Raw genomic sequence first — 17,868 nt, 5'->3', positions numbered from 1 at the left:
GCGAGCGGCTCTTGGACGCCAATCCCGACTCCGCCCAGGCCGCCCGCGATGTCTCCGTGAGCCTGGAGCGAATCGCCGACTTCCTCGCCGCCCGCGGCCTGCCCGGCGATGCCGAGCGCGCGCTCGCCGCCTACCAGCGCGATCTGGAGATCAGCGAGCGGCTCTTGGACGCCAATCCCGACTCCGCGGCGCCGGCGCGGGACCTGGCCGTGTCCCGTTACAAGCTCGCGGTCTTCGCGATGCAGACCGGCGACCAGACTGCCGCCTCCGCGCACCTGGCGGCGCTCTACGCACTGCTCGACCGCTACATCAACGCCGGCATCACCTTCGACCCGCCCATCATGCAGCTCCATGCCCAGCTCAAGGCGCAGATGGGATAACCTCGCCTGGCTCCGACGCGCCCGGAACTGGGCGAGACTTCGCGTTGCGCATGGAGACAGGGTCCGGCGTAGGTCGGGTTAGCGATCGCGTAACCCGACTTGCCATAGGGGCTGCTAAAGACGCACCCGCGCCGTGGGAGCGCCACTGCCTTTTGTGGCGCGATCGGGGCCGCGCGACTGGCTGCCGTTTGGCGGTTAATCGGGGCGTGGTGGGCTGCCTTGCCGCCGGTCGCGGCACCAGGAGTGCCGCTCCCACAAGGCCAGCGCCGGTCGCGGCACCAAGCGTGCCGCTCCCACAGGCCCATCGACCGAGGATGCTTGCGCAAAGCGTGGGGGGCCAGATGAAACCGCGTAAACAGCAAGAACAACACGAGGAGCGATGGCCATGATGGAGGCCGAGCAGTCGAGCACCCTGCCGCCCTGCCCGCGGGTGGTGTTGCGCGTCGGCTTCGCCGGGCGGCGCAATCTCACGGCCGACGATGAGGCGCGATTGGCCCCGGCGCTGGACCGGGTGCTGGGCAGCATCGGCCGGCGGCTGGCGGCGCTGACGCCGGGGGTGCCGGTAGCGGCGGGCAGCGAGCCCAAGATCACCGGCTTCTACGACGCAACGCGCCCACCCCTGCTGCGGCTGATCACCGGCCTCTGCGAGGGCGCGGACACGGCCGCTGTGCTGGCACTGGAGCGCTTGGACGTGCTGCCGGACACGGGCGCCGCCGATCCGGCGCGGCCCTGCCTGGCGACCGAGCTGGCGGCGGTGCTGCCCTTCGGCATCCAGCGCTACCGCGCGAGCCGCCATGGCTGGTTCCTGGCGGAATTCGACCGCCAGGCCGCGGCATGCAGCTACATCGTGGAGCTGGACGGCATCCACGAGAAGCCGGAGCCCGACACGGACCTTGCCGCCGCCCAGCGCAAGAAGGGCTACCGCGCCCAGTCGGCGATGCTGCTGCGCCAGGCGGACCTGCTGGTGGCGGCGGCGGACCCGCGCGCGCCGGGCAAGGCCGGCGGCACCCTGGAGACCATCGCCGCGGCGCTGCGCTTCGGGCTGCCGGTGATCTTCATCGACAGCGACGATGCCTCCATCCGCCTGCTGGAGCCGGACGACGACCTGGATTCGGTGCTGTTCCTGCCGCCGCCGGCGGACGCTGTGCTGGACCGCGACATCGATGCGCTGGTGCGCCGGCTGGTCGCCGATCCGGCGCTGGAGGCGAGCGGCTCTGGCGGCGGCTCTGACGACGGCTCTGGCAGCAAAGCCATGGCGCAGCTCACGCGCTTTTTCGAGGGCGCAGACGTGCCGCCGGCGCCTGAGCGGGAGTACGTCGCGGACCGCTGGCGCAAGCGCGCCTGGACCTGGCTCAAGGGCTGGCTGGAGCGCGGCTCCGGCGGTGGCGCCATGAGCCCGCCGTCGGCCGGTGCCGGCGCGAGCGCCAGCGCTGGAGAAAGCGCCTTCGACGAGACGCTATCTCCCTACCACCGCTGGCGCGACCGCGCCCGCAAGCTCAACCACCACTACGGCGGCCTCTACCGCGGTGCCTTCGTGCTCGGCTACGGGCTCGCGGTGGCGGCGGTGCTGCTGGCGGGGCTAAGCCTGGTGCTGCTCGGCGAAGGCCAGAGCGAGGCGGCGAAGCTGCTGACGATGACGGTCGAGGCCATCGAGCACGCGCCGCAGACCGCGCTTGCGGGCCCTGGTGCCGACGTTGGGGCCGACGTTGGGGCGCACGCTGGGCAGCCGGCCCCGCGCGACTGGCTGGTGCCGACCCTGCTGCTGCTCGGGTTCGCCAAGCTCGCCATCGTCTGGTTCATCGCCCGCAACACCCAGCGCGCCAATGCCGAGCACTGGAGCGACCTGGCGGTGGACTATCGTTACCTCGCCGAGCGGCTGCGGGCCATGTACTACCTGCCGCTTGCCGGCAGCTTCCAACCGCCGCCGGCGCTGGCGGCGCAGTATGCCTCCCGGGTGGCGCGCCAGAGCGCGGTGGACTGGCTGTTCGATGCCATCCTGCGGTCCGTCTCACCGGCCGACTTCGGCACGCACGAGACCCTGCCCGGCTGGAACGGCGGCACGCTCCAGGTGCGCGTGGTGCGCCCGCGGCCGCGCGGCGCGCTGGCCGTGGTGCGCGAGCACTGGGTGCGTGGGCAGGTGGCTTATCACGCCGACAACGCCCGCGTCATGGGCCGGCTGGATCGGCTCACGGAGCGCGCGGCGCGCCGTCTGAGCAGCGCCGTGGTGGCCGTGGTGATGCTGGATCTCGGCATCGTCGCCTGGGAGCTGGCCGGCACCATGCCGGCGTCCGTCGCGCCGCGGGCACACCTGGCGGCGCCCTGGCTCATGTTCCTGGTGGCGCTGCTGCCGGCGGCGGTGGCAGCGCTGAGCGGCCTCAGATTCCAGAGCGAGTGCCGGCGCCTGGCGGAGCGCTCCGCGCACCTGGCCCGACTGCTCGGCGGCCGGCCCGAGGACGACGAATCCCGCCCGACGCAGCTCACTGGCGGGCGCTGGCAGCAGCTCTCGCGGCTGCTTCAGCGCATCGAGGCCGCCACCAGCGCCCCGGCGCAGGACCTTGGCGGCTGGAGTGCGGACGCCCTGCTCGCCACCGAGCGGGTCGCGCGCGACTGCGCCGGCGAGGTGGCCGAGTGGTCGGTGCTCTACGCGAAGGAGTTGCCCGAGACCTGAGCGGAACGGCACGAAACGTTCTGAGTCCATAGGTCGGGCTAAGCGATAGCGAAGCCCGACGGCAACGACGGCGTCGGGCCTCCTGGCGTCGGCCCGACCTGCGGCGCCGCGGCAATCGCGGCGGGGACGCCGCTCCCACGGCGCCGGGCGCGTGAAGCGAAGCCGCGGGGCCGCTTGGTTCGCGTGCCTTCAAACCGCTCCGGGGCAGCCGCCCCGGAGCACGCAGCCATCGCACAGCGGTCGCCGCGAGCGGCAGACGTCCTTGGCGTGGCGGACGATGAGGGCGTGGTATTCGTTGAACAGCGCGGTGTCGGGGCCGAGCACCTGCTCGAACAGGGCGCGGATCGTTTCATAGCCCTCGGTGCCGGTGAGCATGCCGAGGCGGCCGAACAGCCGGCGGGTGTAGGCATCGACGACGAAGACGGGCCGCTCGAAGGCGTAGAGCAGCATGTCGTCACAGGTCTCAGGCCCGACGCCGTGCATGGCGAGCAGGCGCCGGCGCAGGGCCGCGGTGTCCTCGGCCGCCAGGGCCGCCTCGCCGCCGGCGTCCAGCAGTTCGGCGCAGAAGCGCTGCAGCCGCTGCGCCTTGACGTTGAAGTAGCCCACCGGGCGCAGCATGTCCGCCAGCTCCGGTCGCGGCAGGCCCGCGAGCGCCTCAGGCGACAGCGCGATGCGCCCGGTAACGCGCGCGAGCGCCTTCTCGACGTTGGTCCAGGCGGTGTTCTGGGTGAGGATGGCGCCCACCATCACCTCGAAGGGCGTCTCGGCGGGCCACCAATGCTGGGGGCCGTGGGCGGCGAGCAGCACCTCGAACACGGCGCGCATGCGCGGGCCGACCCGGGCGGCCGACTGCTGCGGATAGCCGTCGGGACTCATCGACGCGGGTCGGGCAAGCCGCGGCGCCGGCCGGAAGCGCTGCTCAGACCGTCTGCCCCTTCGGAATCACGACGATCCCGTCCGGCGAGACATCGAAGCGCGCCTCGTCAGCGGCGCGGTCGAAGCCGATGCGCTCGCCGGGGCCGATGACGACGTCCTTGTCGCAGATGCAGCGGCGGATCTGGGCGCCCTCGCCCACCTTGACCCCTTCGAACAGGATGGCCTCGTCGACGATGGCGCCGTCCTCCACCTGCACCAGCGGGAACAACACGGAGTGGCTGACGCCGCCGCCGCGAATCACGGTGCCGGAGGCGAGCATGGAGTTGACGAAAATGCCCTCGTTGCCGGACTTGGGGCCGGGCACGGTGCGCGCCGGCGGGTACTGGCCCTGATAGGTGAGGATGTTCCAGTCCGCCTGGTACAGGTCCAGCGGCGGATCGGCCGCCAGCAGCGCCATGTTGGCGCGGAAATAGGCGTCGGTGGAGCCGAGGTCGCTCCAATAGCGGTCCGGCGTCACGCGGCCGCGCTCGCCGCCGAAGCGGTAGGCGCAGACCGTCTCGCGGTCCAGCAGCCGCGGCAGCAGGTGGGTGGCGAGATCCGCCCCGGCGCCCGGCGGGGACTCGGCGAAGGCGGCCGGCGCCGCGTCCGCCTCGGCCGCCGCCAGCGCATCCAGCTCCGCCAGCAGCAGCGACCTGTCCACCACGTAGACGCCCATGGGGGCGTCGAACAGCGTGTCCGTGGGCAGGTCCGCGGGCGTCGGGTGCAGACCGATGATCCGGTCCGCGGCATCGCAGTCCAGCATCACCTCGCAGGGTGCCAGCGCCCCGCCCGCGGGACGCACCGCGCAAGTCACGCCGGCGCCCTGCTCGCGGTGACAGCGGATCAGCTCGGCGTAGTCCATGCGATAGACGACGCCGCCGTCGAGCAGCAGCAAGTGCTTCGCGCGGGAGCGCTCGATGAGGTAGCGGTTCTGGCGCAGCGCGTCGAGCACGCCACCGTACCAGCCGCTGCCACCGCGCATCTGCGGCGGCACGGCGGTGATGAACTCGCCCAGCTCCGCGTTGAACAACGACCAGGCATCGCGCAAGTGCTTGTGCAGTGAATGCGACTTGTACTGCGTCAGCACCAGCACCTGGCGCTGCCCGGAATGCAGGCAGTTGGCCAGGGTGAAATCGATGACGCGGTACTTGCCGGCGAAGGGCACCGCGGCCTTGGTGCGGTGCAGGGTCAAGGGCGCGGGGGCGCCGCGCTCGATGGCGAAAACGAAGGTCAGGGTGGCGCTGGGCATGATCGGGGGCTTGCAGGTGGCGGCGGCAGCGCCCGCCGCTGCCTCAGCCGCGGCGCGACGATAACGCCGAATCGGTCTTCGCGGCGTCGAAGAGCTTGGTCAGACCCATCAGCCCCGCGTCGCCGTTAACGATGCTGACGGCATTGTAGACCAGGGCGCTGGCGCCGATGACGAGTGTCAGCAGCAGCGCGAGCCGATGCAGCACCGCGGACAGGTGTCCGCGGCGCCCGGGCCGGGACGCTTTCGGTTGCGGCATGAGCGGCCTCCGCTCTGGGTAAGAGAGTGCGTACGAGTGAAGCATCATGCCCATGGGTGCGATTCAGCCGGCCTCGGCCATGCGCCGCTCGTCGAGCAGCGCGCCAGACCGTGACTCCAGCGCCCGCAACAGCAGCGAGCGGCCGGTCATCGCCGCCGGCACCGGCAAGCCCATCAGTTGCAGCACGGACGGTGCGACGTCCGCCAGGGTGCCGGCCGGGGCCAACAGCCAGCGCTGACGGTCCACCACCAGCAGGGGCACCGGATGGGTGGTGTGCTGGGTGTGGGGCTCGTCGATCTCGGGATCAAGCATCAGGTCGCAGTTGCCGTGATCGGCCGTCAGCAGCACCGCGCAGCCATGGGCCACGGCGGCGTCCAGGACGCGTCCGGCGCAGGTGTCCACCGCCTCCACGGCGCGCACGGCGGCCCGCATATCGCCGGTATGGCCCACCATGTCGCCATTGGCGAAGTTGACGACGATGAAGCCGTACTGCTCGCTCTCGATGGCCTCCACCACGGCGTCCGCCACCTGCGGCGCGCTCATCTCGGGCTTGAGGTCGTAGGTGCGCACCGTCGGGGACGGAATCAGGCGATGCACCTCGCCGTCGGCGGGCTGCTCGACACCGCCGTTGAAAAAGAAGGTGACGTGCGCGTACTTCTCGGTTTCGGCGGAGTGGAACTGGCGGATGCCCAGGTCGCTAAGGTAGCGGTTCAGCGCCACCGCTGGCGCCTCCGGCACGAACGCGAAGGGCAGCCCCAGCGACTTGTCGTACTCCATCATGCAGGTGATGGCGGCGCGCGGCGCGTCGCCGCGGTCGAAGCCGTCGAAGCTCGCCAGCGCCAGCGCGGCGGCGATCTGCCGCGGGCGATCCTTGCGGAAGTTGAACAGCACCATCGGGTCGCCCGCTTGCAGGCCACGGTAGCCCTGGATGACGCTCGGCTGGATGAACTCGTCGGTCTCGCCGGCGGCGTAGGCGGCGCTGATGGCGGCACGGGCATCGGCAGCGCCGCGGCCCTTGCCCAGCACGATGGCACGCCAGGCGCGCTCGGTGCGCTCCCAGCGGCGATCGCGGTCCATGGCGTAGTAGCGACCGCTGACGGTGCCGAAGCCGCCGCCGGCGTCGTCCAGGGCCTGTTCCAGCTCGTGCAGGTCGTTGAGCGCGGACTTGGGCGGCGTGTCACGGCCGTCGGTGATCATGTGCAGCAGCGGCTTCACGCGGCGCTGCCGGCACAGTTCCACCAGCGCCATCAGGTGCCGCGCATGGGAGTGCACGCCGCCATCGGACACCAACCCCAGCAGATGCAGGGGCCGGCCCGCGGCCTTCGCGGCGTCGGCGGCAGCGATGAGCGCGCGGTTGGCATAGAAGCTCTCGTCGGCGATCGCGTCGTCGATGAGCACGAGGTCCTGGCGCACGGTACAGCCGCTGCCCAGGGTCATGTGGCCCACCTCGGAGTTGCCCATCTGCCCCTCGGGCAGACCGACGCCGCCGCCGGAGGCGTCCAGCACGGTAAAGGGGTAGCGGTAGAAGTACTCGTCGAGGCGCGGCGTATTGGCCGCGGCCACGGCGTTGTTGAGCTTGCTCGGGTTGAGGCCGACGCCGTCCAGGATCACCAGCACCACCGGTTGCGCCGGGGGCTGCGCCGGAACGGTCGCGGGCGTCGACGGTGCATTGACAGGGGTCATGAGGGTCTCCGTTGCGGCCTGCGGTTGCCGATGGTTTCGCTTAACGACTTGCAAGGATTCTCGCTTCCACGATTGCGAAAAAATCTGCAAGAATCGTGCCGCAATGTCCGATAAGGTCATTCAACTGTTCCTGATGGCGCGCCGTCTGCCGCGAGCTCGCGGCGGCAAGTCCCTGGCTGCACTCTGTCGGTGCGTCCCGCACGGTGTTTGTGCAATCTACGGCGGACGGAATGCGCGCGGCTACGACGCCATGCGCAAACAAGATAGCGGCGAGCCACGCAAACGCAGCCTGTGACTTTCCGCCATGGAAGTGCGCGCAAACCGCCCCCGGCGGCCTGCCGGTGGGGCTTGCGGGGATGCTCGGGCAGGGGCAGCCGGACCGTCGCCGGATTCGGGCCTCGGCGCGGCGGCTCAGCGCGTCGCCGCGGCCCGCAGCATGATGGCCTTCATGTCCGCCACCGCCGCGGCGAGGCCGCCGAAGACGGCCCGCGCGATGATGGCGTGGCCGATATTGAGCTCGCGCACGCCGGGCAGCGCGGCGATGGCCGCGGTGTTGTGGTAGTCGAGTCCGTGGCCGGCGTTCACTTGCAGGCCCAGGCTCAGCCCGTGCTCGACGGCCGTGGTGATGCGCGCCAGCTCTGCCGAGCGTGCCTCTGCACCCTCGGCATCGGCATAGTGGCCGGTGTGAATCTCCACCACCGGCGCGCCCACCTCGGCAGCGGCGTCAAGCTGGACCGGGTCGGCGTCGATGAACAGCGACACGCGCACACCCGCCTCCGCCAGCATGGCGCAGAAATCGCTGAGGTGCTCGCGATGGCCCACCACATCGAGGCCACCCTCGGTGGTGAGCTCCGCACGGCGCTCCGGCACCAGGCAGCAGTCCGCCGGCCGGATGCGGCTCGCGATGCGACCCATCTCGGCCGTCGCCGCCATCTCCAGGTTCATCCGCGACTGCAGAATGCCGTGCAGCAGCTCGACGTCACGGTCCTGGATGTGCCGGCGATCCTCGCGCAGATGCAGGGTGATGGCGTCGGCGCCGGCGTGCTCGGCCACCAGCGCCGCCTGGATGGGCTCCGGGTAACGGGTGCCGCGGGCCTCGCGCAGGGTGGCGACGTGGTCGATGTTGACGCCTAGCAGTATCGGCGCGCCGTGGGTCTGGGGCATCGTGATGGTGGCTCCTTGCAAGCGATGGATGGGAATCGAGAACGCGTCAAAGGGGTCTGTCCCCGAACGCGCCGACCTCCGCCCGCCGCCGGGCGGCGAACAAGGCCCGGCTCTGGAGCGGCCGCTCGCCCAGGTGCGGCGCCAGCAGGAGGCGCATCAGGTCGCGAGCCTCGCGGGCCTGAACCGCCGCGAGCTCGGCGCCCGCCTGCAGCGCCAGCAACGTGGCGCCGCTGACGACGCCCGCGGCAGCAGACGGCACTTCGCCCGGGGGCGCCGGTACCGGGCCGCGCTCCGGGTCGCAAACATAGCGCAGATCGGCGCGGATGGGCTCGCCGGTGTCGGCATCGCGGTCCAGCGGCGGGCGGTAGCCCAACTGCCCGAGCAGCGTCAGCTCGAAGCGCCGCAGCCCCGTTTCCACGTCGCCACCGCCGGCCAGCTCCGCCAGCACGGTCTGGTAGGCGGCGAAGATCACCTGGTCGCCGTCCTGCCGCCCGAGCAGGCGCAGCAGCAGCTCATTGACGTAGAAACCGCAGTAGAGGGCGTCTCCCACGAGCATCGGCGCGCGACCGGCGGGCTCGGCGCGGGTCAGGGTCTTGACCTCGCCACGGCCGCTCCAGGCGAGCAGCAGGGGCTGATAGGGCTGCAGCAGCGCCGCCTGACTGCTACCGGCGCGCCGCGCCCGCCGTGCGCCCTTGGCAACCACCGGCAGGCGGCCGTGGCCGGCCGTGAAGATTTCCAGCAGGAGGCTGGTGTCACCGTAGTCGCGGCGATGCAGCACGTAGGCCGGTTGGAGCAGGTCGCGATTCATCGCAGCGCGTCGCCACCGAAAATCGAAGTCGGTATCGCAAGTGAGATCGGGATCGACCCCAGCGCATCAAGACAGCCGCGGCGTCAGTGTCGTCCTCCAGGGCGACACGGATCAGCGCCGCGGGCGGCCTCGACAGTGGCCTCGATACTCCCGCATGAATGCACTGGTTTCGTTGTCGTTGTCGAGTATCCGACCACGACCACGATTACGACAACGACGACCTGAGACGGTCTCGGGACTTGCGCACTGTTGCACTAATCGCCGTAGCCCAGGCTCACCAGGGCCGCCTCGTCGCTGCTCCAGCTCTGCTTGACCTTGACCCAGACCTCCAGGTGCACCGGGCAGCCGAACATGCGCTGCATCTGCTGGCGCGCCTCGCTGGCGGTGGCCTTGAGTGCCTCGCCGCCGCGGCCGATGATGATGGCCTTCTGGGTCTCGCGCTCCACCCAGATGAGGGCGTGGATCAGGTAACGCCCGCCTTGTTCCTCGAAGCGCTCGATCTCGACGGTGACGGCGTAGGGCAGCTCCTGTGCATAGCGGCGGGTCAGCTGCTCGCGCAGCAGCTCGGCGGCGAAGAAGCGCTCGGAGCGGTCGGTGAGCTGGTCGTCGGGGAACATCCGCTCACCCTCCGGCAGCCGCGCCAGCAGTTGGTCCTCCAGCACCTGCACCTGGTCACCGGTGCGCGCGGACAGGGGCACGATGTCGATGAAGTCGTGGCGCTTCGCCAGCGCTTCCAGATACGGCAAGAGCGTGGTCTTGTCCTTGAGCCGGTCCACCTTGTTGACCGCCGCGAGCACCGGCGGCCCGGCCGCGGCGACCGCCTCGAGCGCGAGCTGGTCCTCGTCGGTGAAGCGCGGCGCCTCCAGCACCAGCACGATGAGGTCGACGTCGGCGAGCGCGGCGCGGGCGGTGCGGTTCAGCATCCGGTTCAGGGCGTTCTCGCCGCGCCGGTGCAGGCCCGGCGTGTCCACGTACAGGATCTGGCCGTCTGGCCGGCTCTTGACCCCAAGGATGGCGTGCCGCGTGGTCTGCGCCTTGTGCGAGGTGATGACCAGCTTTTGGCCCAGCAGCTGGTTGAGGAGGGTCGACTTGCCCACGTTGGGCCGGCCGACGATGGCGACGGTGCCGGTGTGCTCAGTCATTGCCGGGAACCTGCTCGTAGACCTGGTCCGTCAGCGCTGCCAGCATCCGAGCCGCGGCATCCTGCTCGGCACGGCGGCGGCTGCCGCCCTGCCCTCGGGTCTCGGCCGCATCGTCAGGGAGCCTGCAGAGCACGACGAAGTGCTGATCATGCGCCGCGCCAGAGAGCGTGATGACGCTGTACTCGGGCACGGGGCGGCGGCGTGCCTGCAGCCACTCCTGCAGGCGTGTCTTGGGGTCCTTGACGGCATCGCGGGCGGCGACCCGCTCCAGCGGCTCGGCGAAGATCCGCAGCACCATGGTCCGCGCGGCATCGAGGCCGAGGTCGGCATACGCGGCGCCGATGATGGCCTCCATTGCATCCGCGAGAATCGAGTCCCGCGTGTGACCACCAGTGCGCAGCTCGCCGGCACCGAGACGCAGGTAGTCGCCGAGACGCAGCGCGCGGGCCACCTCGGCCAGGCTGTCCTTGTTGACCAAGGCAGCGCGGCGGCGGCTGAGCTCACCCTCATCGGCGTCAGGAAAGCGCGCCCACAGCGCCTCGGCCATCACCAGCCCGAGGGCTGCATCGCCGAGAAATTCCAGGCGCTCGTTGTTGTTGCGCCCGGCGCTGCGATGGGTCAGCGCTCGCTCGAGCAAGTCCGCCCGCAGTCGGCCGCCCTTGCCGAGCAGGGTCTGCACAAGCGCCTGCGGGTCCATGCTCATGGGCTGCGCAGCAGCACCTCGTGGTTGAAGGCCATCACGACATCCACATTGAAAAACAGATGCTTGCGGACGTCATAGTCCAACATCAGTTTGTAGCCGCCCTGCTCGCGCTCAAGCTTGAAGTCCCTGGCATGGAGGTCGCGAATGCCATTGACGCTGAGCAGGGTGCCGAGGCTGGACGTGATTCCTCGCGGGCCCTTGGCGATTATGTCCGGCCGGTCCTGAAGCCCATTCATGATGGAGCGTACCTGCCAGAAACCGGCGTACGACGGCAGCATGGTGATGGCGATGGTGCCGAAGAACACCACCAGCAGCAGGCCGAAAACGGCGCTGGTGAAGCTCAGGCCGCGCTGCCGGCGGCGGAGACGGCGACCGCAGCGAGGGTGAGACCAAGGCTGGCGGCGCTGGTTCGGCTGGGCACTCATCTCGACCTGCGATCGTCCGGGGCCCGTCAATGGATCACGTCGCCGATCCGGCTGAAGACGATGGGTAACCCGTGGCGCTGGCTATCCCAGTGCATCCAGATGGCGAATGCCTTGCCCACCAGGTTGCCCTCCGGCACGAAGCCCCAGCAGCGGCTGTCATTACTGTTGTCGCGATTGTCGCCCATGACGAAATAGGCGTTGTCCGGCACCGTGACGGGGCCGTAGGCGAGCACGTTGCAGCCGGGCGGCAGGTCGCGCGCGCGCGGATTGATGAGGATATCGTGCTGGACGCCGTCGAGGTCCTCGAGTGCCTGCTGCGCACCGGTCTGGCCGGCGCCGGCGCCCTCGCCCACGTACGACGGCTGCGGCAAATGAGGGGCCGGCTCGCCGTTCACGTAGACGGTCTTGTCGCGGTAGTAGATTTGATCTCCGGGAACGCCGACGACACGCTTGATGTAGTCGACGGACTCGTCGCCCGGGTAGCGGAACACCACCACGTCACCGTGCTGCGGCTCGCCCAACTTCAGGAACTTGGTATTCAGCACCGGCCAGCGCAGCCCGTACGCAAACTTGTTGACCAGGATGAAGTCCCCCACCAACAGCGTGGGCATCATGGAACCCGATGGGATGCGGAACGGCTCCACCAGAAAGGAGCGCAGCAGCAGCACCGCGAGGATCACCGGGAAGAAGGAGCGCGCGTACTCCACCAGCACCGGCTCGCGGTAGCGGGCGGCGGCGGGCTGCACCGCCTCGGCAGCAGCGCCCTCTCCGCCCGCACCGCCGGCGGCGGCCTGCTCGGCCAGACGGCGGCGGCGCGGTGCGAACGCCAGCGCGTCCACCAGCCAGATGCCGCCGGTCAGCGCCGTCGCGGCCACGAGAAAGGTCGGGAAATCGAATGTCATAGCGATTCGGGAATGTCTGCGGCGATACGGCTCAGTGTGCGCGGCGCGGCTATCCGGGCTCGATTGCGCAGCCCTCGGGGATGCAACCGACCGGCGCCTTGGGGAAGCGTGGGCAGGCCAACACGTCCACCCGCGAGCACCAATCGTTCCGACCGGCCGGTCGTCTCGAGGGGAAATTGCGGCGGGGACGCCGCTCCCACGGGGCCAAACGTTTAATTATCCTTGCCGGTCTGCAACACCGCAAGGAACGCCTCCTGCGGGATCTCCACGCGCCCCACCTGCTTCATGCGCTTCTTGCCGGCCTTCTGCTTCTCCAGCAGCTTGCGCTTGCGGGTCACGTCGCCGCCGTAGCACTTGGCGGTGACGTTCTTGCGCAGTGCCTTCACCGTGGTGCGGGCGATGATCTTGCTGCCGATGGCGGCCTGGATGGCCACCTCGTACATCTGCCGCGGGATCACCTCCTTCATGCGCTCGGTCAGCTCGCGGCCGCGGGACATGGCGTTGCTGCGATGGACGATGAGCGACAGGGCGTCCACCCGCTCGCCGTTGATGAGCACATCCAGCCGCACCAATTCCGACGCCTGGAAGCGCTTCAGCTCGTACTCGAAGGAGGCGTAACCGCGGCTCACGGACTTGAGCCGGTCGAAAAAGTCCAGCACGACTTCGTTCAGCGGCAGTTCGTAGGTGGCCTGCACCTGCCCGCCCAGGTACTGGAGGTGCTTCTGCACGCCGCGCTTCTCGATACACAGATTCATCACGCCGCCCAGGTAGTCCTGCGGCACCAGGATGTGCGCCTCGATGATGGGCTCGCGGATCTCGTTGATGCTGCCGGTGTCCGGCAGGTTCGCGGGGTTGTCCACGTTGACGGTCTCGCCGTCGGCCTTCAGGACCTCGTAGACCACCGTCGGCGCCGTGGTGATCAGATCGAGGTCGTACTCGCGCTCCAGGCGTTCCTGCAGTATTTCCATGTGCAGCATGCCGAGGAAGCCGCAGCGGAAGCCGAAGCCGAGCGCCTGGGAGGTCTCGGGCTCGTAGAACAGTGACGAGTCGTTGAGGCGGATCTTGCCCAACGCGTCCCTGAGATCCTCGTAGTCGTCCGAGGACACCGGATAGAGGCCGGCGAAGACGCGCGGCTGGATCTGCCGGAATCCGGGCAGCCGCGCGGCGGCCGGCCGCTCCGCGCCGGTGACCGTGTCGCCCACCGGGGCGCCGTCGATCTCCTTGATGCCGGCGATCAGAAAGCCCACCTCGCCGACCCCGAGCACGGAGCGCTCGGTCTTCTTCGGCGTGAACACGCCGATGCTGTCGGCCTGGTAGACGCGCCCGGTGGACATGACCTTGATCTTGTCGCGCTTTCGCAGCGTGCCGTTGACGACGCGGATCAGCGAGACCACGCCCACGTAGGAGTCGAACCAGGAGTCGACGATGAGCGCCTGCAAGGGCGCATCGGCATCGCCCTCCGGCGGCGGGATGCGGTTCACCAGCATCTCCAGCAGGTCCGGGATGCCCACGCCGGTCTTGGCGCTGACCCGCAGCGCATCGTGCGCCTCCAGTCCGATGATTTCCTCGATCTCGCGGATCACCCGCTCCGGCTCCGCCGACGGCAGGTCGATCTTGTTCAGCACCGGCAGCACCTCGAGCCCGAGGTCGATGGCGGTATAGCAGTTGGCGACGCTCTGCGCCTCGACGCCCTGGGCCGCATCCACCACCAGCAGCGCCCCCTCGCAGGCGGCCAGGGAGCGCGACACCTCGTAGGAGAAGTCTACGTGCCCGGGGGTATCGATGAAGTTCAGCTCGTACACCTGCCCGTCCCGGGCCGGATAGTCCAGCGTCACGCTCTGCGCCTTGATGGTGATGCCGCGCTCGCGCTCGAGATCCATGGAGTCCAGCACCTGCTCGGCCATCTCGCGCTCCGTGAGCGTGCCGCAGTGCTGGATGAAGCGGTCCGCAATGGTGGACTTGCCGTGGTCGATGTGGGCGATGATGGAGAAATTGCGGATGTGCTTTTGATCCGACATCTGGAAGAAGATCCTGGCTAGGCGGCGCGCCGCGATAGCGCGCGCGGAGCATCTGCAGCGGCCACGAGCCGCAGCAGGCGATGGTCCCGATCGGTACGGCGCCGCGGCCTGCGGCGGAGCGTGCGCCGGCGGTTGGCGAGCGCTCGCGTGGGCGTCACTCCGCGGGAATGCGGACCGGATAGAACATGCGTCCGTCCCCGCGCTGCACCAGTACGGCTACCGAGGTCCCCGGTTTGACCGCGTCCAGCAACTGGCGGAAGCGCTCGGTGTCCGTCACCGGCTTGTTGTCGAAACTGATGATGATGTCGCCGGCGCGGATGCCGCCCTCCTGTGCCGGACCGTGCTCCACGCTCTCGACCATGACCCCGCCCTTGTCCATGCCGAGGCGCTCGCGCTCGTCGGGGCCGAGATCTTCCACCACCAGTCCGAGACGATCCGCGGTGGCCTGCTCCACCTGGCCGGGGGAGACGACGATGGCATCGTCCTCCGGCAGCTCCGAGAGCAGCACCGGCAGCTCGATGGTCTCGCGGTCGCGCAGCACCGTCAACATGGCCTCATCGCCGACCTTGGCTGCGCCCACGAGGGGCGGCAGGTTGCCGGACGTGGTCACCTCCTTGCCATTGAACGCCAGCACGATGTCACCGGCGCGCAACCCGGCCGCCGACGCCGGGCTGTCCGGCAGCACCTGCGCGATGAGGGCACCGTACGGATGACTCAGGCCGAAGGTCTCCGCCAGCTCGCGCGTCACGTCCTGGATCAGCACGCCGAGCCAGCCGCGGCTGACCCGGCCCTTTTCCTTGAGCTGCTGCACCACGTCCATGGCCACGTCGATGGGAATGGCGAACGACAGGCCCATGAAGCCGCCGGTACGGCTGTAGATCTGTGAATTGATGCCGACCACCTCGCCGTCGAGGTTGAACAGCGGCCCACCCGAGTTGCCGGGGTTGATGGCGACATCGGTCTGGATAAAGGGCACGTAGTCCTCGGAGGGCAGGCTGCGGCCCTTGGCACTGACGATGCCGGCGGTGGCGGAATGCTCGAATCCGAACGGGGAGCCGATGGCCAGCACCCACTCTCCCACCTGGAGGTCTCCCGCCGAGCCGATCTTTACTGCCGGCAGGTCGTCTGCGTCGACCTTGAGCAGCGCCATGTCGCTGCGCTCATCGGCGCCGATCACCCGAGCGACGAACTCCCGGCGGTCGCTGGTGCGGACGATGATCTCCTCGGCAGCCTCGATCACATGAGCATTGGTCAGCACATAGCCGTCCGGCGACAGGATGAAACCAGAGCCCAGGGAGCGTCCGTTCTCGCCCTCGTCCGGCAGCGGCCCCTCCTCCCCGAAGAAGCGACGAAAGAAGTCGTATAGGGGGCTGTCCTCGCCGAGGCCCTCCTCGTCGCCGAAGTCCTGGGGACCGTACAGCGTGCTCTGCTTGGTGCTGATGTTGACCACCGCGGGACCGTAGCGCTTCACCAACGCCGTGAAATCCGGCAGCCCGAAGCGGTGCGAGGTGCCTGGCGTCTGCGTCGGGGCAACGGCCGGCACCGTCGCCCCGGCGTGCGATGCCGGCAGCACCAGCGCCAGCAGACAGAGCAGGATTCGCGTGTTGATGGGCATCTGGGCGTGCGTTTGGTCGCTGGATGGATCGCAGTTGCGCAGCAGAACTGCCGCCAAGCCCTTGGGCCTGCGGTCATCGCGCAAAGATAACAGAGCGGGCCGCGGCAGGATGCTGCGACTCTCGCCGTCTGGCCGTTGCGCATGATGGGACAGCCAGATCAGACGATGTGCGCGTGGGCGATGTGCGCGTGAGACGTCGTCCGACCGGAACGCCCTCGGGCGCGTTCACGGGCCCGATGTCCAACCACTGCATGATGTGCGCCAGCCCGCGGCAGGCGCTGCCCGATGAGGCAACGCTCTCAGCGGAAGGTCACCGGCGCCGACACCCGCACGGGCACACGCTCGGACACCTCGCGGCGCAGCAGCACCGGCTTATAGCGTGGGTCCTGCGCCAGCGTGCGGCCGTATCGCGCCACCAGGGTCAGCGCGAGCAGGAAGCCGGCGGCCGCGCCGAGCAGAGTTGGCCAATCGCTGCCCGAAGCTGCACCCGACAAGGCCCACTGCTGGCCGGCGATGGCGCCCAGGATGAGCCCCGCAAGTGGGCCGAGGTAGGCCGCCACCGCAGCCCGCAGCATGGAGCCTTCCGGCACACCGATGACCACGGTCTCGCCCGCGGCCACGCCGAGGGGATTGTCCAACTCCATGCGCAGAGACCGGCGGCCGAAGTAACGCTCTAGCAGCGACGTGCCGCAGCCGGAGGCCGCATGGCAACTGCCGCAGGCGCTGCGGCGAATCGCCTCCACGTAGGCGACCTCGGCGTCTGCGCGCAGGACAATGGCCTGTTCTTCGATCACGGCTTCGGGTCCGACAGGGTGCAGTAAAGCCGAGTAAAATTACGCTGCTTCCTGGCTTTGCGCAACTGTTAATCGAAACCGGCACCGGCGTCGGTCCCGCTCCGCTTGTCTGTCTCTCCGCTACGTAGCCGCACGGGCGCGCTCACCACGCGCTCACCAGGGTTGATCCGGCGGATCGGTGCCCTCGAGCACCATGCGCACGGTCGCCGGTGGCACCTCGCCCACCACGGTCACCTGCTGCTCGCCGACGCGTCCGCCGGCCGCGCTGACGGCGCCGAGCCGCGACTCGCCCTGCAGGGCGCCGTCGAGTGGCGGCTCCAGATAGATGGAGAACGACGCCAGTCCATCGCTCAAGACAAGTTGGTGGATGCTGGCGCCATCGTCACGCCGGAGCGATTCCTCCGAGACGACGTGAAATCCCGGCGGCAATGCTGCCGACAGCCAGTTGGGGCCAGCGTCGGCCTGCGCGGGCACCTGCTCCGGTGACCCTCCGCCCGCGGGTTCGGCGCCCGCGTCGCCCTGCCCCTCGATGGCGATGTCGGTGAACATGATCTGCTGGACCGGCGTCTCGTCCTCGTCCAGCAGATCCAGCTTCAGCGGCAAACCGCTGGCCTTGTCCAGATAGAACCGGTAGCCATAGCGAAAGCCGTCCTGCGCCAGCACACCGACCACATCGGTGTCGCGGCCAGCGACGCGAAACTGACCCAGGTACCGGATGTCGTAGTAGGCGCTCAGGCGCTCGAAGTCGAGCGGCACCTTGCGCAGCATGCCGCGCCGGCCGTGCGCCTTGGGTACCGTCAGCGGGGCGGCATCCGGCAGCATGCAGGTGACGCCACGCGCGTGGCGCGACAATGCGCGCACGGGACCGGTGAGCGACAGCATGCTTTCGCCCGGGTTGCCGTCCTTGATCCTGTGGGTGACACGCAGGGCGGCAAGGTCCTGCCCGTGCAGATAGACCAGGGTGCCGTTGAACTCCACCTGCTCGAGCGCGCGGTTCATGCGCTCCAGCAGCCGTTGCGGCGCCTCCGCGGCCTGCGCGACGAGCGCGCACAGCCACAGTGCCGCCACCACGCACAAGGCCAACAGGAACGCACGCCGCGGACGCATCATGTTCCCGGGCGTCGTGCCGCCCAATCGCCGAGACCG

At 69.5% G+C, this 17,868-nt stretch carries 15 protein-coding genes and 1 pseudogene; 2 read left to right on the top strand and 14 right to left on the bottom strand.

Going from position 1 to position 17,868, the window contains the following annotated elements:
- A pseudogene (locus LJE69_RS00885) lies at positions 1–380 on the top strand (hypothetical protein); the annotation flags it as partial.
- Between the two features lie 385 nt (positions 381–765).
- On the top strand, positions 766–3,048 hold the full coding sequence (locus tag LJE69_RS00880) for a hypothetical protein (RefSeq protein WP_296920286.1): 2,283 nt from the start codon (positions 766–768) through the stop codon (positions 3,046–3,048).
- Between the two features lie 189 nt (positions 3,049–3,237).
- Here the strand turns inward: LJE69_RS00880 and LJE69_RS00875 are convergent, their stop codons facing one another.
- The 14 genes from LJE69_RS00875 to LJE69_RS00810 all read right to left on the bottom strand — a co-directional run bounded on the left by LJE69_RS00875 (position 3,238) and on the right by LJE69_RS00810 (position 17,832).
- Positions 3,238–3,924 (bottom strand): endonuclease, encoded by a 687-nt coding sequence (locus LJE69_RS00875; RefSeq protein WP_296920281.1) that lies wholly within the window; start codon positions 3,922–3,924, stop codon positions 3,238–3,240.
- A 43-nt stretch (positions 3,925–3,967) separates the two neighbouring features.
- Positions 3,968–5,212 carry a glucose-1-phosphate adenylyltransferase family protein gene (locus LJE69_RS00870; RefSeq protein ID WP_296920278.1) on the bottom strand — a complete coding sequence of 415 codons (1,245 nt, stop codon included), beginning with the start codon at positions 5,210–5,212 and terminating at the stop codon, positions 3,968–3,970.
- 43 nt (positions 5,213–5,255) lie between these two features.
- Positions 5,256–5,468: a hypothetical protein gene (locus LJE69_RS00865; RefSeq protein ID WP_296920275.1), complete on the bottom strand. Its 213-nt coding sequence runs from the start codon at positions 5,466–5,468 to the stop codon at positions 5,256–5,258.
- Between the two features lie 63 nt (positions 5,469–5,531).
- Positions 5,532–7,151 (bottom strand): 2,3-bisphosphoglycerate-independent phosphoglycerate mutase, encoded by a 1,620-nt coding sequence (gene gpmI / locus LJE69_RS00860; protein WP_296920272.1) that lies wholly within the window; start codon positions 7,149–7,151, stop codon positions 5,532–5,534.
- A 411-nt stretch (positions 7,152–7,562) separates the two neighbouring features.
- The gene (gene pdxJ / locus LJE69_RS00855) at positions 7,563–8,315 is read right to left on the bottom strand and encodes a pyridoxine 5'-phosphate synthase (protein ID WP_296920269.1); all 753 of its coding nucleotides are present in this window, start codon (positions 8,313–8,315) and stop codon (positions 7,563–7,565) included.
- A 46-nt stretch (positions 8,316–8,361) separates the two neighbouring features.
- Entirely contained in the window at positions 8,362–9,123 is a 762-nt protein-coding gene (gene recO / locus LJE69_RS00850) for a DNA repair protein RecO (protein ID WP_296920266.1), read from the bottom strand.
- A gap of 254 nt (positions 9,124–9,377) precedes the next feature.
- On the bottom strand, positions 9,378–10,265 hold the full coding sequence (gene era / locus LJE69_RS00845) for a GTPase Era (protein WP_296920263.1): 888 nt from the start codon (positions 10,263–10,265) through the stop codon (positions 9,378–9,380).
- On the bottom strand, positions 10,258–10,968 hold the full coding sequence (gene rnc, locus LJE69_RS00840) for a ribonuclease III (protein ID WP_296920261.1): 711 nt from the start codon (positions 10,966–10,968) through the stop codon (positions 10,258–10,260). Before rnc ends, era begins: the two co-directional genes overlap by 8 nt.
- Positions 10,965–11,393 (bottom strand): DUF4845 domain-containing protein, encoded by a 429-nt coding sequence (locus tag LJE69_RS00835; RefSeq protein WP_296920259.1) that lies wholly within the window; start codon positions 11,391–11,393, stop codon positions 10,965–10,967. Before LJE69_RS00835 ends, rnc begins: the two co-directional genes overlap by 4 nt.
- Before the next feature lie 26 nt (positions 11,394–11,419).
- On the bottom strand, positions 11,420–12,295 hold the full coding sequence (lepB, locus tag LJE69_RS00830; protein WP_296920256.1) for a signal peptidase I: 876 nt from the start codon (positions 12,293–12,295) through the stop codon (positions 11,420–11,422).
- A 212-nt stretch (positions 12,296–12,507) separates the two neighbouring features.
- Positions 12,508–14,313: a translation elongation factor 4 gene (gene lepA / locus LJE69_RS00825; protein WP_296920253.1), complete on the bottom strand. Its 1,806-nt coding sequence runs from the start codon at positions 14,311–14,313 to the stop codon at positions 12,508–12,510.
- Positions 14,314–14,467: 154 nt separating this feature from the next.
- Positions 14,468–15,928, bottom strand: coding sequence for a DegQ family serine endoprotease (locus tag LJE69_RS00820; protein WP_296920250.1), 1,461 nt, complete (start codon positions 15,926–15,928; stop codon positions 14,468–14,470).
- Positions 15,929–16,227: 299 nt separating this feature from the next.
- On the bottom strand, positions 16,228–16,722 hold the full coding sequence (locus LJE69_RS00815; RefSeq protein WP_296920247.1) for a SoxR reducing system RseC family protein: 495 nt from the start codon (positions 16,720–16,722) through the stop codon (positions 16,228–16,230).
- A 153-nt stretch (positions 16,723–16,875) separates the two neighbouring features.
- Entirely contained in the window at positions 16,876–17,832 is a 957-nt protein-coding gene (locus tag LJE69_RS00810) for a MucB/RseB C-terminal domain-containing protein (RefSeq protein ID WP_296920245.1), read from the bottom strand.
- Positions 17,833–17,868: the final 36 nt, after the last annotated feature.

Origin of the sequence: Thiohalocapsa sp., from assembly GCF_022340605.1 — a bacterium.
Taxonomy (GTDB): Bacteria; Pseudomonadota; Gammaproteobacteria; order Chromatiales; family Chromatiaceae; genus Thiohalocapsa.
This window is presented reverse-complemented; position numbering and strand designations above follow the sequence as displayed.

Excerpts from the sequence above, each read along its gene's own strand:
- LJE69_RS00835 (WP_296920259.1), bottom strand. The coding sequence starts at position 11,393 with ATGAGTGCCCAGCCGAACCAGCGCCGCCAGCCTTGGTCTCACCCTCGC.
- gpmI (WP_296920272.1), bottom strand. The coding sequence starts at position 7,151 with ATGACCCCTGTCAATGCACCGTCGACGCCCGCGACCGTTCCGGCGCAG.
- LJE69_RS00875 (WP_296920281.1), bottom strand. The coding sequence starts at position 3,924 with ATGAGTCCCGACGGCTATCCGCAGCAGTCGGCCGCCCGGGTCGGCCCG.
- LJE69_RS00880 (WP_296920286.1), top strand. The coding sequence starts at position 766 with ATGATGGAGGCCGAGCAGTCGAGCACCCTGCCGCCCTGCCCGCGGGTG.
- recO (WP_296920266.1), bottom strand. The coding sequence starts at position 9,123 with ATGAATCGCGACCTGCTCCAACCGGCCTACGTGCTGCATCGCCGCGAC.
- era (WP_296920263.1), bottom strand. The coding sequence starts at position 10,265 with ATGACTGAGCACACCGGCACCGTCGCCATCGTCGGCCGGCCCAACGTG.
- LJE69_RS00870 (WP_296920278.1), bottom strand. The coding sequence starts at position 5,212 with ATGCCCAGCGCCACCCTGACCTTCGTTTTCGCCATCGAGCGCGGCGCC.
- LJE69_RS00810 (WP_296920245.1), bottom strand. The coding sequence starts at position 17,832 with ATGATGCGTCCGCGGCGTGCGTTCCTGTTGGCCTTGTGCGTGGTGGCG.
- LJE69_RS00820 (WP_296920250.1), bottom strand. The coding sequence starts at position 15,928 with ATGCCCATCAACACGCGAATCCTGCTCTGTCTGCTGGCGCTGGTGCTG.
- pdxJ (WP_296920269.1), bottom strand. The coding sequence starts at position 8,315 with ATGCCCCAGACCCACGGCGCGCCGATACTGCTAGGCGTCAACATCGAC.
- rnc (WP_296920261.1), bottom strand. The coding sequence starts at position 10,968 with ATGAGCATGGACCCGCAGGCGCTTGTGCAGACCCTGCTCGGCAAGGGC.
- LJE69_RS00865 (WP_296920275.1), bottom strand. The coding sequence starts at position 5,468 with ATGCCGCAACCGAAAGCGTCCCGGCCCGGGCGCCGCGGACACCTGTCC.
- lepB (WP_296920256.1), bottom strand. The coding sequence starts at position 12,295 with ATGACATTCGATTTCCCGACCTTTCTCGTGGCCGCGACGGCGCTGACC.
- lepA (WP_296920253.1), bottom strand. The coding sequence starts at position 14,313 with ATGTCGGATCAAAAGCACATCCGCAATTTCTCCATCATCGCCCACATC.